Source organism: Salmonella sp. SJTUF15581 (genome assembly GCF_043356775.1).
In the GTDB taxonomy this organism is placed as follows: Bacteria; Pseudomonadota; Gammaproteobacteria; order Enterobacterales; family Enterobacteriaceae; genus Salmonella; species Salmonella enterica.
On sequence record NZ_JBEUJY010000003.1, the window covers coordinates 115,781 to 129,430 of the forward strand.

General features: G+C 52.2%; 14 protein-coding genes. 10 read left to right on the forward strand and 4 right to left on the reverse strand.

Translation table 11 applies throughout. The annotated features are described in order from the left end of the window. The first annotated feature begins 143 nt into the window (after nt 1-143). The 3 genes from ABVN36_RS07410 (at nt 144) to ABVN36_RS07420 (ending at nt 3,894) form a co-directional block, all read left to right on the forward strand. Nucleotides 144-3,200 (forward strand): FAD-binding and (Fe-S)-binding domain-containing protein, encoded by a 3,057-nt coding sequence (locus ABVN36_RS07410; RefSeq protein ID WP_023138660.1) that lies wholly within the window; start codon nt 144-146, stop codon nt 3,198-3,200. After that, a complete protein-coding gene (gene menI / locus ABVN36_RS07415) occupies nt 3,197-3,607 on the forward strand; it encodes a 1,4-dihydroxy-2-naphthoyl-CoA hydrolase (protein ID WP_000637930.1) in 411 nt (136 codons plus the stop codon). The genes ABVN36_RS07410 and menI overlap by 4 nt, the downstream gene beginning before the upstream one ends. Before the next feature lie 98 nt (nt 3,608-3,705). Continuing rightward, complete coding sequence (locus ABVN36_RS07420; protein WP_001537749.1) at nt 3,706-3,894, forward strand: YdiH family protein; 189 nt, start codon at nt 3,706-3,708, stop codon at nt 3,892-3,894. Nucleotides 3,895-4,181: 287 nt separating this feature from the next. Here the strand turns inward: ABVN36_RS07420 and ABVN36_RS07425 are convergent, their stop codons facing one another. Further along, nucleotides 4,182-5,528: an L-cystine transporter gene (locus ABVN36_RS07425; RefSeq protein WP_023138661.1), complete on the reverse strand. Its 1,347-nt coding sequence runs from the start codon at nt 5,526-5,528 to the stop codon at nt 4,182-4,184. A 426-nt stretch (nt 5,529-5,954) separates the two neighbouring features. On the opposite strand from ABVN36_RS07425, the gene sufA reads away from it, so the two are divergent. From sufA to ABVN36_RS07460, 7 genes are all read left to right on the forward strand, one after another. Beyond that, a complete protein-coding gene (gene sufA / locus ABVN36_RS07430) occupies nt 5,955-6,323 on the forward strand; it encodes a Fe-S cluster assembly scaffold SufA (RefSeq protein ID WP_000418969.1) in 369 nt (122 codons plus the stop codon). Nucleotides 6,324-6,331: 8 nt separating this feature from the next. Then, a complete protein-coding gene (sufB, locus tag ABVN36_RS07435; protein WP_000089383.1) occupies nt 6,332-7,819 on the forward strand; it encodes a Fe-S cluster assembly protein SufB in 1,488 nt (495 codons plus the stop codon). Nucleotides 7,820-7,835: 16 nt separating this feature from the next. Then, entirely contained in the window at nt 7,836-8,582 is a 747-nt protein-coding gene (gene sufC, locus ABVN36_RS07440) for a Fe-S cluster assembly ATPase SufC (RefSeq protein WP_000948904.1), read from the forward strand. Further along, nucleotides 8,557-9,828 carry a Fe-S cluster assembly protein SufD gene (gene sufD / locus ABVN36_RS07445; RefSeq protein ID WP_023138662.1) on the forward strand — a complete coding sequence of 424 codons (1,272 nt, stop codon included), beginning with the start codon at nt 8,557-8,559 and terminating at the stop codon, nt 9,826-9,828. The genes sufC and sufD overlap by 26 nt, the downstream gene beginning before the upstream one ends. Then, entirely contained in the window at nt 9,825-11,045 is a 1,221-nt protein-coding gene (sufS, locus tag ABVN36_RS07450; protein WP_000143859.1) for a cysteine desulfurase SufS, read from the forward strand. Before sufD ends, sufS begins: the two co-directional genes overlap by 4 nt. 12 nt (nt 11,046-11,057) lie before the next feature. Next, nucleotides 11,058-11,474 carry a cysteine desulfuration protein SufE gene (sufE, locus tag ABVN36_RS07455; RefSeq protein WP_023138663.1) on the forward strand — a complete coding sequence of 139 codons (417 nt, stop codon included), beginning with the start codon at nt 11,058-11,060 and terminating at the stop codon, nt 11,472-11,474. Between the two features lie 154 nt (nt 11,475-11,628). After that, entirely contained in the window at nt 11,629-12,630 is a 1,002-nt protein-coding gene (locus ABVN36_RS07460; RefSeq protein WP_000817060.1) for a L,D-transpeptidase family protein, read from the forward strand. 66 nt (nt 12,631-12,696) lie between these two features. Here ABVN36_RS07460 and ABVN36_RS07465 read toward each other — a convergent pair whose 3' ends face one another. The 3 genes from ABVN36_RS07465 to lpp form a co-directional block, all read right to left on the reverse strand. Then, nucleotides 12,697-12,936, reverse strand: a complete 240-nt coding sequence (locus ABVN36_RS07465) for a major outer membrane lipoprotein (protein ID WP_000198783.1) — start codon at nt 12,934-12,936, stop codon at nt 12,697-12,699. Nucleotides 12,937-13,016: 80 nt separating this feature from the next. Further along, entirely contained in the window at nt 13,017-13,259 is a 243-nt protein-coding gene (locus tag ABVN36_RS07470; RefSeq protein ID WP_023893769.1) for a major outer membrane lipoprotein, read from the reverse strand. 82 nt (nt 13,260-13,341) lie between these two features. Further along, complete coding sequence (gene lpp / locus ABVN36_RS07475; RefSeq protein ID WP_001082307.1) at nt 13,342-13,578, reverse strand: murein lipoprotein Lpp; 237 nt, start codon at nt 13,576-13,578, stop codon at nt 13,342-13,344. Nucleotides 13,579-13,650: the final 72 nt, after the last annotated feature.

Consider the following 13,650-nt stretch of genomic DNA (forward strand, 5'->3'; position numbering starts at 1 on the left):
TTGGGCGCACAGGAAAAAAATGTGATACAACAAATAACGCAACACGCAAACGATTAAGCATCCCTTCCTGTGCGTAGACCGCTCGCGCTCGCCGGGTTGGGCGCCACCGTTCACAACATAGACCGCAGGAAAAGGTCAATATAATGATTCCACAAATTTCTCAGGCACCCGGCGTCGTTCAGCTGGTGCTCAATTTTTTGCAGGCGCTGGAGCAGCAAGGGTTTACGGGCGATACGGCAACCAGCTATGCCGACCGTCTGACAATGTCGACCGATAACAGTATCTACCAGCTTCTTCCCGATGCTGTTGTGTTTCCCCGTTCTACGGCGGATGTCGCGCTTCTTGCCCGTCTGGCGGCGGAGCCGCGCTTTACGTCGCTGATATTTACCCCTCGAGGCGGCGGTACTGGCACGAATGGCCAGGCGCTAAACCAGGGCATTATTGTTGATATGTCCCGCTATATGAACCGCATTATTGAAATTAATTCTGAAGAGGGATGGGTGCGGGTAGAGGCGGGGGTGATAAAAGATCAGCTTAATCAGGCGTTAAAGCCGTATGGCTATTTTTTTGCGCCGGAACTTTCCACCAGTAATCGCGCCACGCTTGGCGGTATGATTAATACCGATGCCTCTGGTCAGGGTTCGCTGGTCTATGGAAAAACGTCAGATCACGTCTTAGGCATACGGGCCGTATTGTTGGGGGGCGATATCCTTGACACGCAATCGATGCCCGTAGAGCTTGCCCGGACGCTGGGTGAAAACACGACGACGCCAGGCCGCATCTATCAGACCGTCTATCAGTCCTGCCTGGAAAACCGTCAACTTATCCTCGATAGCTTTCCAAAGCTCAATCGTTTCCTGACAGGCTACGATTTACGCCACGTCTTTAACGATGATATGACCCGCTTCGATCTTACCCGCATCTTAACGGGGTCGGAAGGGACGCTGGCGTTTATTACTGAAGCCCGGCTGGATATTACCCCGATACCCAAAGTCCGCCGTCTGGTGAATGTAAAATACGACTCCTTTGATTCCGCGCTGCGTAACGCCCCTTTTATGGTTGATGCGCGCGCCTTATCCGTCGAGACGGTCGATTCCAAAGTCCTTAACCTCGCGCGGGAAGATATTGTCTGGCACTCCGTTAGCGAATTGATTACCGATGTGCCGGATAAAGAAATGCTTGGCCTGAATATCGTGGAATTCGCGGGTGACGATGAAGCGCTTATTGACGGACAGGTCGAGGCGCTGTGCCACCGGCTGGATGGCCTGATGGCACGTGCGGAAGCGGGCGTGATCGGCTGGCAACTTTGTACCGATTTGACGGGTATTGAGCGTATTTACGCGATGCGTAAAAAAGCGGTAGGGCTGCTGGGTAATGCGAAAGGTGCTGCCAAACCGATTCCTTTTGCGGAAGATACCTGCGTGCCGCCTGAACATCTGGCCGATTACATCGCCGAATTTCGCGCCCTGCTGGATGGTCATGGCTTAAGTTACGGCATGTTCGGCCACGTGGATGCCGGGGTGCTACATGTGCGTCCGGCGCTGGATATGTGCGATCCGCAGCAGGAACTGTTGATGAAACAGATCTCCGATGAGGTCGTCGCGCTGACCGCCAGATACGGCGGGCTGTTGTGGGGCGAGCATGGAAAAGGTTTTCGTGCGGAATACAGCCCGGCCTTTTTCGGCGAAGTTCTGTATGGCGAGCTGCGCAAAATAAAAGCGGCTTTTGATCCGCATAATCGACTTAACCCGGGTAAAATCTGTCCGCCGCAGGGGATAGAGGCGCCGATGATGAAGGTGGATGCGGTAAAACGCGGCACCTGGGATCGGCAAATCCCGCTGGCGGTACGGCAGACCTGGCGCGGCGCTATGGAGTGTAATGGTAACGGCCTGTGCTTTAATTTCGATGCGAAAAGCCCGATGTGCCCGTCGATGAAAATTAGCCTTAACCGGATCCACTCGCCGAAAGGGCGGGCGACGCTGGTACGGGAATGGCTCCGTCTATTGGCCGATCGCGGCGTCGATCCGCTGAAGCTGGAAAAGGAGTTGCCGGAAAAACGCGCCAGCTTACGCACGCTGATTGCCCGCACCCGGAATAGTTGGCACAAACGCAAAGGCGAGTATGACTTTTCCCATGAAGTTAAAGAGGCCATGTCCGGCTGTCTGGCGTGTAAAGCCTGTACGACCCAGTGTCCGATTAAAATCGATGTTCCGGAGTTTCGTTCACGTTTCTTACAGCTTTACCATACGCGTTATCTGCGCCCGGTACGCGATCATCTGGTGGCGACGGTCGAGACCTACGCGCCGCTGATGGCGCGTGCGCCAAAGACCTTTAACTTTTTTATTAACCAACCGATGGTTCGCAATCTGGCGAAAAAACATATCGGTATGGTGGATTTACCTCTGCTTTCTGCCCCTTCATTGCAACAGCAACTGGTGGGCCATCCGTCCGCCAATATGACGCTTGAGCAACTGGAACGCATGAGCGCCGAGCAAAAAGCGAAAACGGTACTGGTGGTTCAGGATCCGTTTACCAGCTACTACGACGCCCGGGTCGTGGCGGACTTTATCCGCCTGGCGGAAAAGCTGGGCAGGAGGCCGGTATTGTTACCGTTCTCGCCGAATGGTAAGGCGCAGCATATTAAAGGTTTTCTTAATCGCTTTGCGAAAACGGCGAAAAAAACCTCTGAGTTCCTTAATCGGATCGCCGCGTTGGGGATGCCGATGGTGGGTGTCGATCCGGCACTGGTTCTGTGTTATCGCGACGAATACAAACTGGCGCTGGGCGAACAGCGCGGCGATTTTCATGTGTTGCTGGTGAATGAATGGCTGGCGCAGGAAATAAATGCAAGACTGTCCGTCGAGGTGAGCGGCGAACCGTGGTACTTTTTTGGTCATTGTACGGAAGTCACGGCTTTACCCGGCGCGCCTGCGCAGTGGGCCGCCATCTTTGCCCATTTTGGCGCGAAGCTGGAAAATGTCAGCGTAGGCTGCTGCGGTATGGCGGGCACTTATGGACATGAACTCACCAATCATAAAAATTCGCTGGGAATTTATGAGCTATCCTGGCATCAGGCGATGCAACGTCTACCGCGAAATCGCTGCCTGGCAACCGGCTATTCCTGCCGAAGCCAGGTTAAACGCATTGAAGGTACGGGCGTGCGTCACCCGTTGCAGGCATTACTGGAGATTATAGGTTGATCTGGAAACGTGAAGTGACCCTCGATGCGCTTAATGCGATGGGGGAAGGGAATATGGTTGGCCTGCTTGATATCCGCTTTGAGCGTATTGGGGACGATACGCTGGAAGCGACAATGCCCGTCGATCATCGCACCAAACAGCCGTTCGGCTTGCTGCATGGCGGAGCGTCTGTGGTGCTGGCGGAAAGTATCGGCTCGGTCGCAGGCTATCTGTGTACGCAGGGGGAGCAAAAGGTGGTGGGGCTGGAGGTGAATGCCAACCATGTACGGTCGGCGCGTCAGGGGCGCGTACGAGGCGTCTGTAAAGCGTTGCATACCGGGGCTCGCCATCAGGTCTGGCAGATAGAGATCTTTGATGAACAGGGACGTCTGTGCTGTTCTTCGCGCCTTACTACGGCGATTGTGTGACGTTGTCACCATAAAAGTGTGATGCATATTGCTTTTGGTCAAAATGTGCGCAGAAAAAGGTGATATACTGTGCACGATTACACATAAGCGAGGATGATATGTCTACTGATTTAGACCCAACCCAACTGGCGATTGAATTTTTACGCCGTGATAAAACCGAACTTTCTCCCGCGCAGTATTTGAAGCGTTTAAAACAGCTGGAGTTAGAGTTTGCCGATCTCCTCACCCTCTCTGCAACCGAACTGAAAGAAGAGATCTATTTCGCCTGGCGGTTGGGCGTGCATTAATAAAGTCTGTGTAGGCCGGATAAGGCGTTAGCCGCCATCCGGCTATGTTACCAGGCGATCTCACCAGACACTGTCCCCCGGTAATAGATAACCCCCTTGATTTTGTTTAAAAAAAATACAGATCGCCATTTGTGCTAAAAAGGCGCGCGCTCTTTATGAGATTATTCTTATGCCCCTTCAAGAGCTAAGCCATTAAGAGTGCTGGAGATAAGCGCCGGATGGGGCCGGAACCCTTAAGCCTGTATTGAACAGACTTAAGGGTTTTTCTTTTCCGGGCGCGTAAAAAACTAAGGTCTGTCAATAAACGCTGGCATGTCGTCAGCCGTATGATTATTCAAAATACGGTTAGCCAGCACACCTGACATCATCGATCCGTTAACGTTCAGTGCCGTGCGGGCCATATCAACGATAGGTTCAATGGCAATAAAAATACCGACCAGCGCAACGGGAAAATTCAATGTCGACAGGACAATCAGCGCCGCGAACGTACCACCGCCGCCGACGCCGGCTACGCCAATAGACCCTAGCGCAATGGCAGGCAACATCGCGGCCAGAAAATGCAGCGAGAGCGGATCAATGCCGATGGTGGGCGCAATCATCGCTACCATAATAGCCGGATAAATCCCGGCGCAGCCATTTCGCCCCATACTGGAGCCAAACGAGGCGGAAATATTGGCAATGGTGCTTTGTACGCCAAATTTTTCCTGGGCGGAAATGGCCAGCGGGATAGAGGCTGCGCTGCTGCGGGAAACAAACGCAAAGGTTAAGACGGGCCAGACCATTCTGAAATAACGCGCTGGATTATTACCGCTGAGGATCAGCAAGATGGCGTGCACGATAAACATCATGAAAATCGCGATGTAACAGGCGCCGATAAAACCAAGTAAGCTGGCGAATTGTTCAAAGTGGTATGATGAAAATACGGTAGTCATTAATGCCATGACGCCATAGGGCGTTAATGCAATAACGATACGTACCATCTTCATGACCCATATCTGAATAGCGTTAATGCCTGCGCTTAATTTCTGACCTTCTTCCGGCGCCTCTTTTTTGACCTTTAACAGAGCGATCCCCGCTATTAGCGTGAAGATAACGATGCCGATAACGGAAACACTTCTGGCCCCCGTAAGATCAAGAAAAATATTAGTCGGAATCAGCGATGTCACTAACTGGGGAATCGACACCGCGGCAGTCTTATTGACTTCTTCCGTAGTTAACATTGACGGCATGTGCACAAAAGCGCTGGCGTCAAGCCCCAGCACATGAGCGGTCAGTAATCCGATAAAACCGGCAACCATCACCAGACATAACATGCATCCGACGATCGTCAGCGACATTTTTCCGATGCCGGCGCTATTTTCCAGTTTATTGATGGCGGAAAGAATAGAAATAAAAATTAGCGGTATAGCGACCAGTTTTAGCAGGTGGACGTAACCATTGCCGACGATGCTGTACCATTCGATAATAGTTTTAGTGTGATTTGCTGAAATAAAATGCAGGGATAAACCAATAACAGCCCCTAAAAAGATAGCGATAAAAACGCTTTTCGACAGGGAATCGCTTTTTTGATTAATTCTCAAGATGACCCACGAGAAAACCAAAAAAAGTGCGATATACGCGAGCGTAACAACCATATTTTAAGCCTCTTGCCTCATTCAGCACCTGAAATGCCGGAAAGAGTTTACATAAACCTATAGCTCAAACTGAGTTATAGAACCGCAGCGGATTATAAAGAGCGCAACGCCAGGTATCCATACAAAAAATGGGGTTCTGACCTCGCCGCCCGGCAATGTCGACAGCCTATTAATTAAATAGTCATTTTCTATACATCTTTTCGTTTTTGACCTGTCAGAACGGTTAATATCTTATAAATCATTACTTATCAAAAAGTTAAGCGATTTTTTGTCTGTCGTATGACCTGACGGACAGGGTCTATGCTTAATAAAAGGCGCTCAATATGACCATTTGTTGGAAAGCCCCTGCGGTTAAGGGGTTGAAGTGATAATCATTATCACTAACATGCTGTTATATCCTGGTGATTTAGAACGCGAGGTAACTCTATGGAATTGCATTCAGACACGTTTAACCCGGAGGACTTCCCCTGGCAAGGGCTGACGTTAACGCCAGCGGCGGCTGCGCACATACGTGAACTGGCAGCAAAGCAGCCGGGCATGTTGGGCGTGCGGTTAAGCGTAAAACAGACGGGATGTGCCGGATTTGGCTATGTTCTGGATACCGTTCGGGAGCCGGATAAAGACGATCTGGTTTTTGAAGCCGAAGGCGCAAAGCTTTTCGCACCGTTACAGGCGATGCCTTTTATTGACGGAACAGAAGTGGATTACGTACAGGAAGGGCTGAACCAGTTATTTAAATTTCATAACCCCAAAGCCCAGAATGAATGCGGCTGCGGCGAAAGTTTTGGGGTATAGGCGGTACTATGTCTCGTAATACTGAAGCAACGGAAGAGGTCGGCATCTGGACAGGCGGACGCCTTAATTACAAAGAAGGATTTTTCACGCAATTACCCACTGATGAACTGGCAAAAGGCATCAGCGAAGAGGTGGTGCGCGCGATTTCCGCAAAGCGTAACGAACCTGAGTGGATGCTGGAATTTCGTCTCAATGCCTATAGAGCCTGGCTGGACATGGATGAACCGCACTGGCTGAAGGCGCACTACGATAAACTGAACTATCAGGACTACAGCTATTACTCTGCGCCATCATGCGGAAACTGCGACGATAGCTGCGTTTCCCAGCCGGGAGCGGTACAGCAAACGGGCGCGAATACCTTTTTGAGTAAAGAGGTTGAAGACGCCTTCGAGCAACTTGGCGTTCCGGTTCGCGAAGGGAAAGAGGTCGCCGTCGATGCGATTTTTGATTCGGTCTCCGTAGCGACCACATACCGTGAAAAACTGGCGGAACAGGGCATTATTTTCTGTTCTTTTGGCGAAGCGATACACGATCACCCTGACCTGGTCAGGAAATATCTTGGCACCGTCGTGCCGGGGAACGATAACTTTTTTGCCGCGCTGAATGCGGCAGTCGCTTCCGATGGGACATTTATCTATGTTCCCAAAGGCGTGCGTTGCCCAATGGAGTTATCCACCTATTTTCGCATTAACGCTGAGAAAACCGGTCAGTTTGAGCGCACGATTCTGGTGGCGGATGAAGGCAGCTATGTGAGTTATATCGAAGGCTGCTCCGCGCCCGTACGCGACAGTTATCAGCTCCACGCCGCGGTAGTGGAAGTCATCATCCATAAAGATGCTGAAGTAAAATATTCCACCGTACAAAACTGGTTCCCGGGCGACAACAACACGGGCGGCATTCTGAACTTTGTGACCAAGCGGGCGTTGTGCGAAGGGGAAAACAGCAAGATGTCGTGGACCCAGTCGGAAACCGGTTCGGCGATTACCTGGAAATACCCGAGCTGTATCCTGCGCGGTGATAATTCTATCGGCGAGTTCTATTCCGTTGCGCTGACCAGTGGACATCAGCAGGCTGACACCGGCACCAAAATGATCCATATCGGTAAAAACACGCGCTCAACCATTATTTCAAAAGGCATTTCCGCCGGCCACAGCCAGAACAGCTACCGTGGGCTGGTAAAAATTATGCCGACGGCAACCAACGCCCGAAATTTCACCCAATGCGACTCCATGTTGATTGGCGCGGACTGCGGCGCACATACGTTCCCGTATGTTGAATGCCGCAATAACAGCGCGCAGCTGGAGCACGAGGCGACAACATCACGCATCGGTGAAGATCAGCTTTTCTATTGTCTGCAACGCGGCATCAGCGAAGAAGACGCTATTTCGATGATCGTCAACGGTTTCTGCAAAGACGTTTTCTCGGAACTGCCGCTGGAGTTTGCCGTTGAAGCGCAAAAACTGCTGGCGATTAGCCTTGAGCACAGCGTCGGTTAATGATGAAGGAAAACCCATGTTAAGCATTAAAGATTTACAGGTCAGTGTGGAAGAAAAAGCGATTTTGCGCGGCCTGAATCTGGAGATTCGCCCCGGCGAAGTTCACGCCATTATGGGGCCGAACGGTTCCGGGAAAAGCACGCTCTCCGCCACCCTGGCGGGACGTGAAGATTATGAGGTCACCGGCGGCTCGGTTACGTTCAAAGGTAAAGATCTGCTTGAACTGTCGCCGGAGGAACGGGCGGGTGAAGGGATTTTTATGGCCTTCCAGTACCCGGTAGAAATCCCCGGCGTCAGTAACCAGTTTTTCCTGCAAACCGCGCTGAATGCCGTGCGCGCCTACCGCGGGCAGACGTCGTTGGATCGCTTTGATTTTCAGGATCTGATGGAAGAAAAGATCGCATTGCTGAAAATGCCGGAAGATTTGCTGACCCGTTCGGTAAACGTCGGTTTTTCCGGCGGGGAGAAAAAGCGCAATGATATTTTGCAAATGGCGGTGCTGGAGCCGGAACTGTGCATCCTTGATGAGTCTGACTCCGGACTGGATATCGATGCGTTGAAAATTGTGGCGGAAGGCGTCAACGCGTTACGCGACGATAAACGCGCTTTTATTATCGTGACCCACTATCAGCGCATACTGGACTACATCAAGCCTGATTACGTCCATGTCCTCTATCAGGGGCGAATTGTCCGATCCGGCGATTTTACTCTGGTCAAACAACTGGAGGAGCAGGGTTATGGCTGGCTTACCGAACAGCAGTAAAGCGCTACAGCAATGGCAGCATCTCTTTGAGGAAAAAAGAGAAAGTCGAACTGAGCAGGCAAGACAACATTTACAACAGATGTTACGTCTGGGATTGCCGACGCGTAAACATGAAGACTGGAAATACACGCCGCTGGAGGGCTTAACCCATAGCCAGTTTATCCAGCAGTGTGTGACTATCAGCGCCGCACAGCGTGATGCGTTGGCGCTGCAAATCGATGCCGTGCGGCTGGTGTTTGTCGATGGTCGGTTTATGCCAGAGCTCAGTGATAGCACGCAAAACAGCGGATTTGACGTTAGCGTCAGGGATGAGCGCCAGACGCTTGCCGCGCCGGTATATCCCGAGGTTTTTCTGCATCTGACGGAAAGCCTGGCGCAATGTGTCACGTATATACAGGTCCGGCGAAATCAGCGTCCGACCAGGCCCCTACTGTTAATGCATATCACGCAGGGCGTGGATGGCGACGAGCTGAATACCGCGCATTATCGCCACCATCTGGCGCTGGCGGAAGGCGCGGAAGCGACGGTTATTGAGCATTATGTCAGCCTTACAGCGGCAAAACATTTTACCGGCGCGCGTCTGACGATGAACGTTGCAGACAATGCGCAACTGCGTCATATCAAACTGGCGTTTGAAAATGCGTCCAGCTATCACTTTGCGCATAACGATCTTCTGCTGGCGACAGACGCCTCGGCGTTTAGCCACAGTTTTCTGCTGGGCGCCGCAGTACTACGTCACCACAGCAGCTCACAACTGAATGGTGAAAACGCGACGCTTCGACTGAATAGTCTGGCGATGCCGGTGAAAAATGAAGTCTGCGATACGCGGACATGGCTGGAACATAACAAAGGTTACTGTAACAGCCGCCAGTTGCACAAGACCATCGTCAGCGACAAAGGACGCGCGGTCTTTAATGGCCTGATTAACGTGGCGCAACACGCCATTAAAACCGACGGCCAGATGACCAATAATAACCTGTTGTTGGGGAAACTGGCTGAAGTCGATACCAAACCGCAATTGGAGATCTATGCCGATGACGTGAAGTGCAGCCACGGCGCGACGATCGGGCGTATTGACGATGAGCAGATGTTTTATCTGCAATCACGCGGCATCAGGCAGCAGGAGGCGCGGCACATGATTCTTTACGCGTTTGCCGCAGAGTTAACGGAAGCTATCCAGGATAGCGCCCTTAAACAGCAGGTGCTGGCGCGAATCGGTCAGCGACTGCCCGGAGGCCTGGTATGACATTTCCTGTAGAAAAAGTACGGGCGGATTTTCCCATACTGCAGCGTGAAGTTAACGGCCTGCCGCTGGCTTACCTGGACAGCGCAGCCAGCGCTCAAAAACCCAATCAGGTGATTGACGCTGAATCTGCCTTCTACCGTCACGGCTATGCTGCGGTACATCGAGGTATCCATACGTTAAGCGCGCAGGCGACCGAAAGCATGGAGAATGTGCGTAAGCAGGCGTCGCGGTTTATTAACGCCCGCTCCGCAGAAGAACTGGTGTTCGTGCGCGGTACGACGGAGGGCATTAACCTTGTCGCCAACAGTTGGGGAACGGAAAATATTCGCGCCGGGGATAACATTATCATCAGCGAGATGGAGCATCATGCCAACATCGTTCCCTGGCAGATGCTGTGCGAGCGCAAAGGCGCTGAACTGCGCGTGATCCCGTTGCATCCTGACGGTACGCTGCGGCTGGAGACCTTAGCTGCGCTGTTCGATGACCGGACTCGACTACTGGCCATTACCCATGTTTCCAATGTGCTGGGGACGGAAAACCCGCTGCCGGACATGATTGCGCTGGCGCGCCAGCATGGGGCGAAAGTGCTGGTGGATGGCGCCCAGGCCGTGATGCACCATGCTGTTGACGTCCAGGCGCTGGACTGCGATTTTTACGTTTTCTCCGGCCATAAACTTTACGGGCCGACCGGCATCGGTATTCTGTATGTTAAAGAGGCGTTGCTGCAAGAAATGCCGCCGTGGGAAGGGGGCGGGTCGATGATCTCGACCGTCAGCCTGACGCAGGGAACGACATGGGCGAAAGCGCCCTGGCGTTTTGAGGCGGGAACGCCGAATACTGGCGGCATCATCGGTCTCGGCGCGGCAATTGACTATGTGACGTCGCTGGGACTGGATAAGATTGGCGATTATGAGCAGATGCTGATGCGCTATGCGCTGGAGCAACTGGCGCAGGTGCCTGATATCACGCTGTATGGTCCGGCACAGCGGTTGGGCGTCATCGCGTTTAATCTGGGTAAACACCATGCTTACGACGTCGGCAGCTTTCTTGATAATTACGGCATCGCGGTACGAACGGGGCATCACTGCGCGATGCCGCTCATGGCCTGGTATGGCGTGCCGGCAATGTGCCGGGCTTCGCTGGCGATGTATAACACCCATGAAGAAGTGGACCGACTGGTGGCAGGATTAACGCGTATCCACCGCTTATTGGGATAACAGTGAGGTTTTATGGCTGCGCTACCGGATAAAGAAAAATTGCTGCGTAACTTTACGCGTTGCGCTAATTGGGAAGAGAAATATTTATATATTATTGAGTTGGGGCAGCGCCTGGCGGAGTTAAATCCGCAGGATCGCAATCCGCAAAATACGATTCATGGCTGTCAGAGCCAGGTGTGGATCGTGATGCGGCGAAACGCCACCGGCATTATCGAATTGCAGGGCGACAGCGACGCGGCGATCGTTAAAGGCCTTATGGCGGTGGTATTTATTTTGTACCACCAGATGACGGCGCAGGATATTGTGCATTTTGATGTCCGGCCATGGTTCGAAAAAATGGCGCTTACGCAGCACCTCACGCCTTCTCGTTCTCAGGGGCTGGAAGCAATGATTCGCGCAATTCGCGCTAAGGCCGCCACTCTTAGCTAAACTGTACAGACAGCGTTCTACCTGATGTCAAATCCTTTGTCGGACGGCGACGTCGCTTTATCCAGAGTGGACAGAGCGTATATTTTGTTGTTCTGATAAGCGAAGCGCTACCAGTCGTCGCAGAGGGCATCACCAGGAATACAGGAGGTTTGGTATGAAACGTGCGTCTTTCATTACGCTAACTATTATCGGCGCGTATAGCGCGTTACAGGCAGCCTGGGCGGTTGATTATCCATTACCGCCAGAAGGCAGCCGTCTTATTGGTCAGAATCAAACCTATACCGTACAGGAAGGTGATAAAAACCTGCAGGCTATCGCCCGGCGTTTTGATACGGCGGCGATGCTCATCCTTGAAGCGAACAATACGATTGCGCCGGTGCCTAAGCCCGGTACGCTAATTACCATTCCCTCGCAGATGCTATTGCCGGATGCGCCCAGGGAAGGCGTTATCGTCAACCTCGCGGAGCTACGGTTGTATTATTACCCGCCGGGAGAAAACCGCGTTCAGGTGTATCCCATCGGCATCGGTTTGCAGGGACTGGAAACTCCCGTCATGGACACCCGGATAGGGCAAAAGATCCCCAACCCGACGTGGACGCCGACGGCGGGCATACGCCAACGTTCGCTTGAGCGGGGGATCACGCTGCCGCCGGTGATCCCTGCCGGGCCAAATAACCCGCTGGGACGCTATGCGCTGCGTCTGGCGCACGGTAATGGGGAATATCTCATTCATGGCACCAGCGCGCCGGATAGCGTGGGTCTGCGCGTGAGTTCCGGTTGCATTCGCATGAACGCGCCGGACATCAAAGCGTTATTTGCGCAGGTCAGAACGGGGACGCCGGTAAAAGTGATTAACCAGCCGGTGAAATTCTCTGTCGAGCCGAATGGCATTCGTTATGTAGAGGTACACAGGCCGCTATCGCCGGAAGAAGAGCAAAACGTGCAGACGATGCCCTACGTGTTGCCTGCGGAATTTACCGCGTTCAGAAACGCACAAGGGGTGGATAGTCGCCTGGTCGATAAGGCGCTATACCGGCGAGCCGGGTATCCAGTCAGCGTGAGCGCCGGGCAGACGCCAGCGGTAAATACGACCGCAGTCGAATCCGCTCAGAACGGTTTTGTCGGAGAAGAGGGGCAAACGCGCGTCACGCAGTAGCCTTCGCCGCAAACGACGGACAAAAAAATGGCGCACGATGTGCGCCATTTTATATCGTGCGTCAAATCATTTACAGATGCGGAATACTTTGTTATCCAGACGCTGGTTCGCGCGAGCTGCGTCGTCTTTAGCAGCCTGAACGTCGGAACGCATTGCATTTACGTCATTACTCAGTTGCTCAACTTTAGCGCTCAGCGTCTGTACATCGGAAGATAACTGATCGATTTTAGCGTTGCTGGAACAACCTGCCAGTAACGTGGAACTCAGAACTACTGCACCTAAGATCAGTTTGTTAGTACGGGTCATAATAATATCCTTATATTATGAGTGGTTATGTGGGTAAAGAAAAGGCGCACGATGTGCGCCATTTTATATCGTGCGTCAAATTACTTACGGACGTGGGATACTACTTTGTTGTCCAGACGCTGGTTAGCGCGAGCAGCATCGTCTTTAGCAGCCTGAACGTCGGAACGCATTGCATTTACGTCATTACTCAGTTGCTCAACTTTAGCGCTCAGCGTCTGTACATCGGAAGACAACTGATCGATTTTAGCGTTGCTGGAACAACCTGCCAGTAACGTGGAACCCAGAACTACTGCACCTAAGATCAGCTTGTTAGTACGGGTCATAACAATAACCTTATACTTTGTGTGGTTATATAGGTAAAAAAAATGGCGCACAATGTGCGCCATTTTTATTACGCAGGTACTATTACTTACGGTATTTAGTAGCCTGGTTGTCCAGACGCTGGTTAGCGCGAGCTGCGTCGTCTTTAGCAGCCTGAACGTCGGAACGCATTGCGTTCACGTCGTTGCTCAGCTGGTCAACTTTAGCGTTCAGAGTCTGAACGTCAGAAGACAGCTGATCGATTTTAGCGTTGCTGGAGCAACCAGCCAGCAGAGTAGAACCCAGGATTACCGCGCCCAGTACCAGTTTAGTACGATTCATTATTAATACCCTCTAGATTGAGTTAATCTCCATGTAGCGTTACAAGTATTACACAAACTTTTTTATGTTGAG

Excerpts from the sequence above, each read along its gene's own strand:
- ABVN36_RS07470 (WP_023893769.1), bottom strand. The coding sequence starts at position 13,259 with ATGACCCGTACTAACAAGCTGATCTTAGGTGCAGTAGTTCTGGGTTCC.
- lpp (WP_001082307.1), bottom strand. The coding sequence starts at position 13,578 with ATGAATCGTACTAAACTGGTACTGGGCGCGGTAATCCTGGGTTCTACT.
- sufE (WP_023138663.1), top strand. The coding sequence starts at position 11,058 with ATGGCTGCGCTACCGGATAAAGAAAAATTGCTGCGTAACTTTACGCGT.
- sufC (WP_000948904.1), top strand. The coding sequence starts at position 7,836 with ATGTTAAGCATTAAAGATTTACAGGTCAGTGTGGAAGAAAAAGCGATT.
- ABVN36_RS07420 (WP_001537749.1), top strand. The coding sequence starts at position 3,706 with ATGTCTACTGATTTAGACCCAACCCAACTGGCGATTGAATTTTTACGC.
- sufD (WP_023138662.1), top strand. The coding sequence starts at position 8,557 with ATGGCTGGCTTACCGAACAGCAGTAAAGCGCTACAGCAATGGCAGCAT.
- ABVN36_RS07425 (WP_023138661.1), bottom strand. The coding sequence starts at position 5,528 with ATGGTTGTTACGCTCGCGTATATCGCACTTTTTTTGGTTTTCTCGTGG.
- sufB (WP_000089383.1), top strand. The coding sequence starts at position 6,332 with ATGTCTCGTAATACTGAAGCAACGGAAGAGGTCGGCATCTGGACAGGC.
- ABVN36_RS07465 (WP_000198783.1), bottom strand. The coding sequence starts at position 12,936 with ATGACCCGTACTAACAAACTGATCTTAGGTGCAGTAGTTCTGAGTTCC.
- sufS (WP_000143859.1), top strand. The coding sequence starts at position 9,825 with ATGACATTTCCTGTAGAAAAAGTACGGGCGGATTTTCCCATACTGCAG.
- sufA (WP_000418969.1), top strand. The coding sequence starts at position 5,955 with ATGGAATTGCATTCAGACACGTTTAACCCGGAGGACTTCCCCTGGCAA.
- ABVN36_RS07460 (WP_000817060.1), top strand. The coding sequence starts at position 11,629 with ATGAAACGTGCGTCTTTCATTACGCTAACTATTATCGGCGCGTATAGC.
- ABVN36_RS07410 (WP_023138660.1), top strand. The coding sequence starts at position 144 with ATGATTCCACAAATTTCTCAGGCACCCGGCGTCGTTCAGCTGGTGCTC.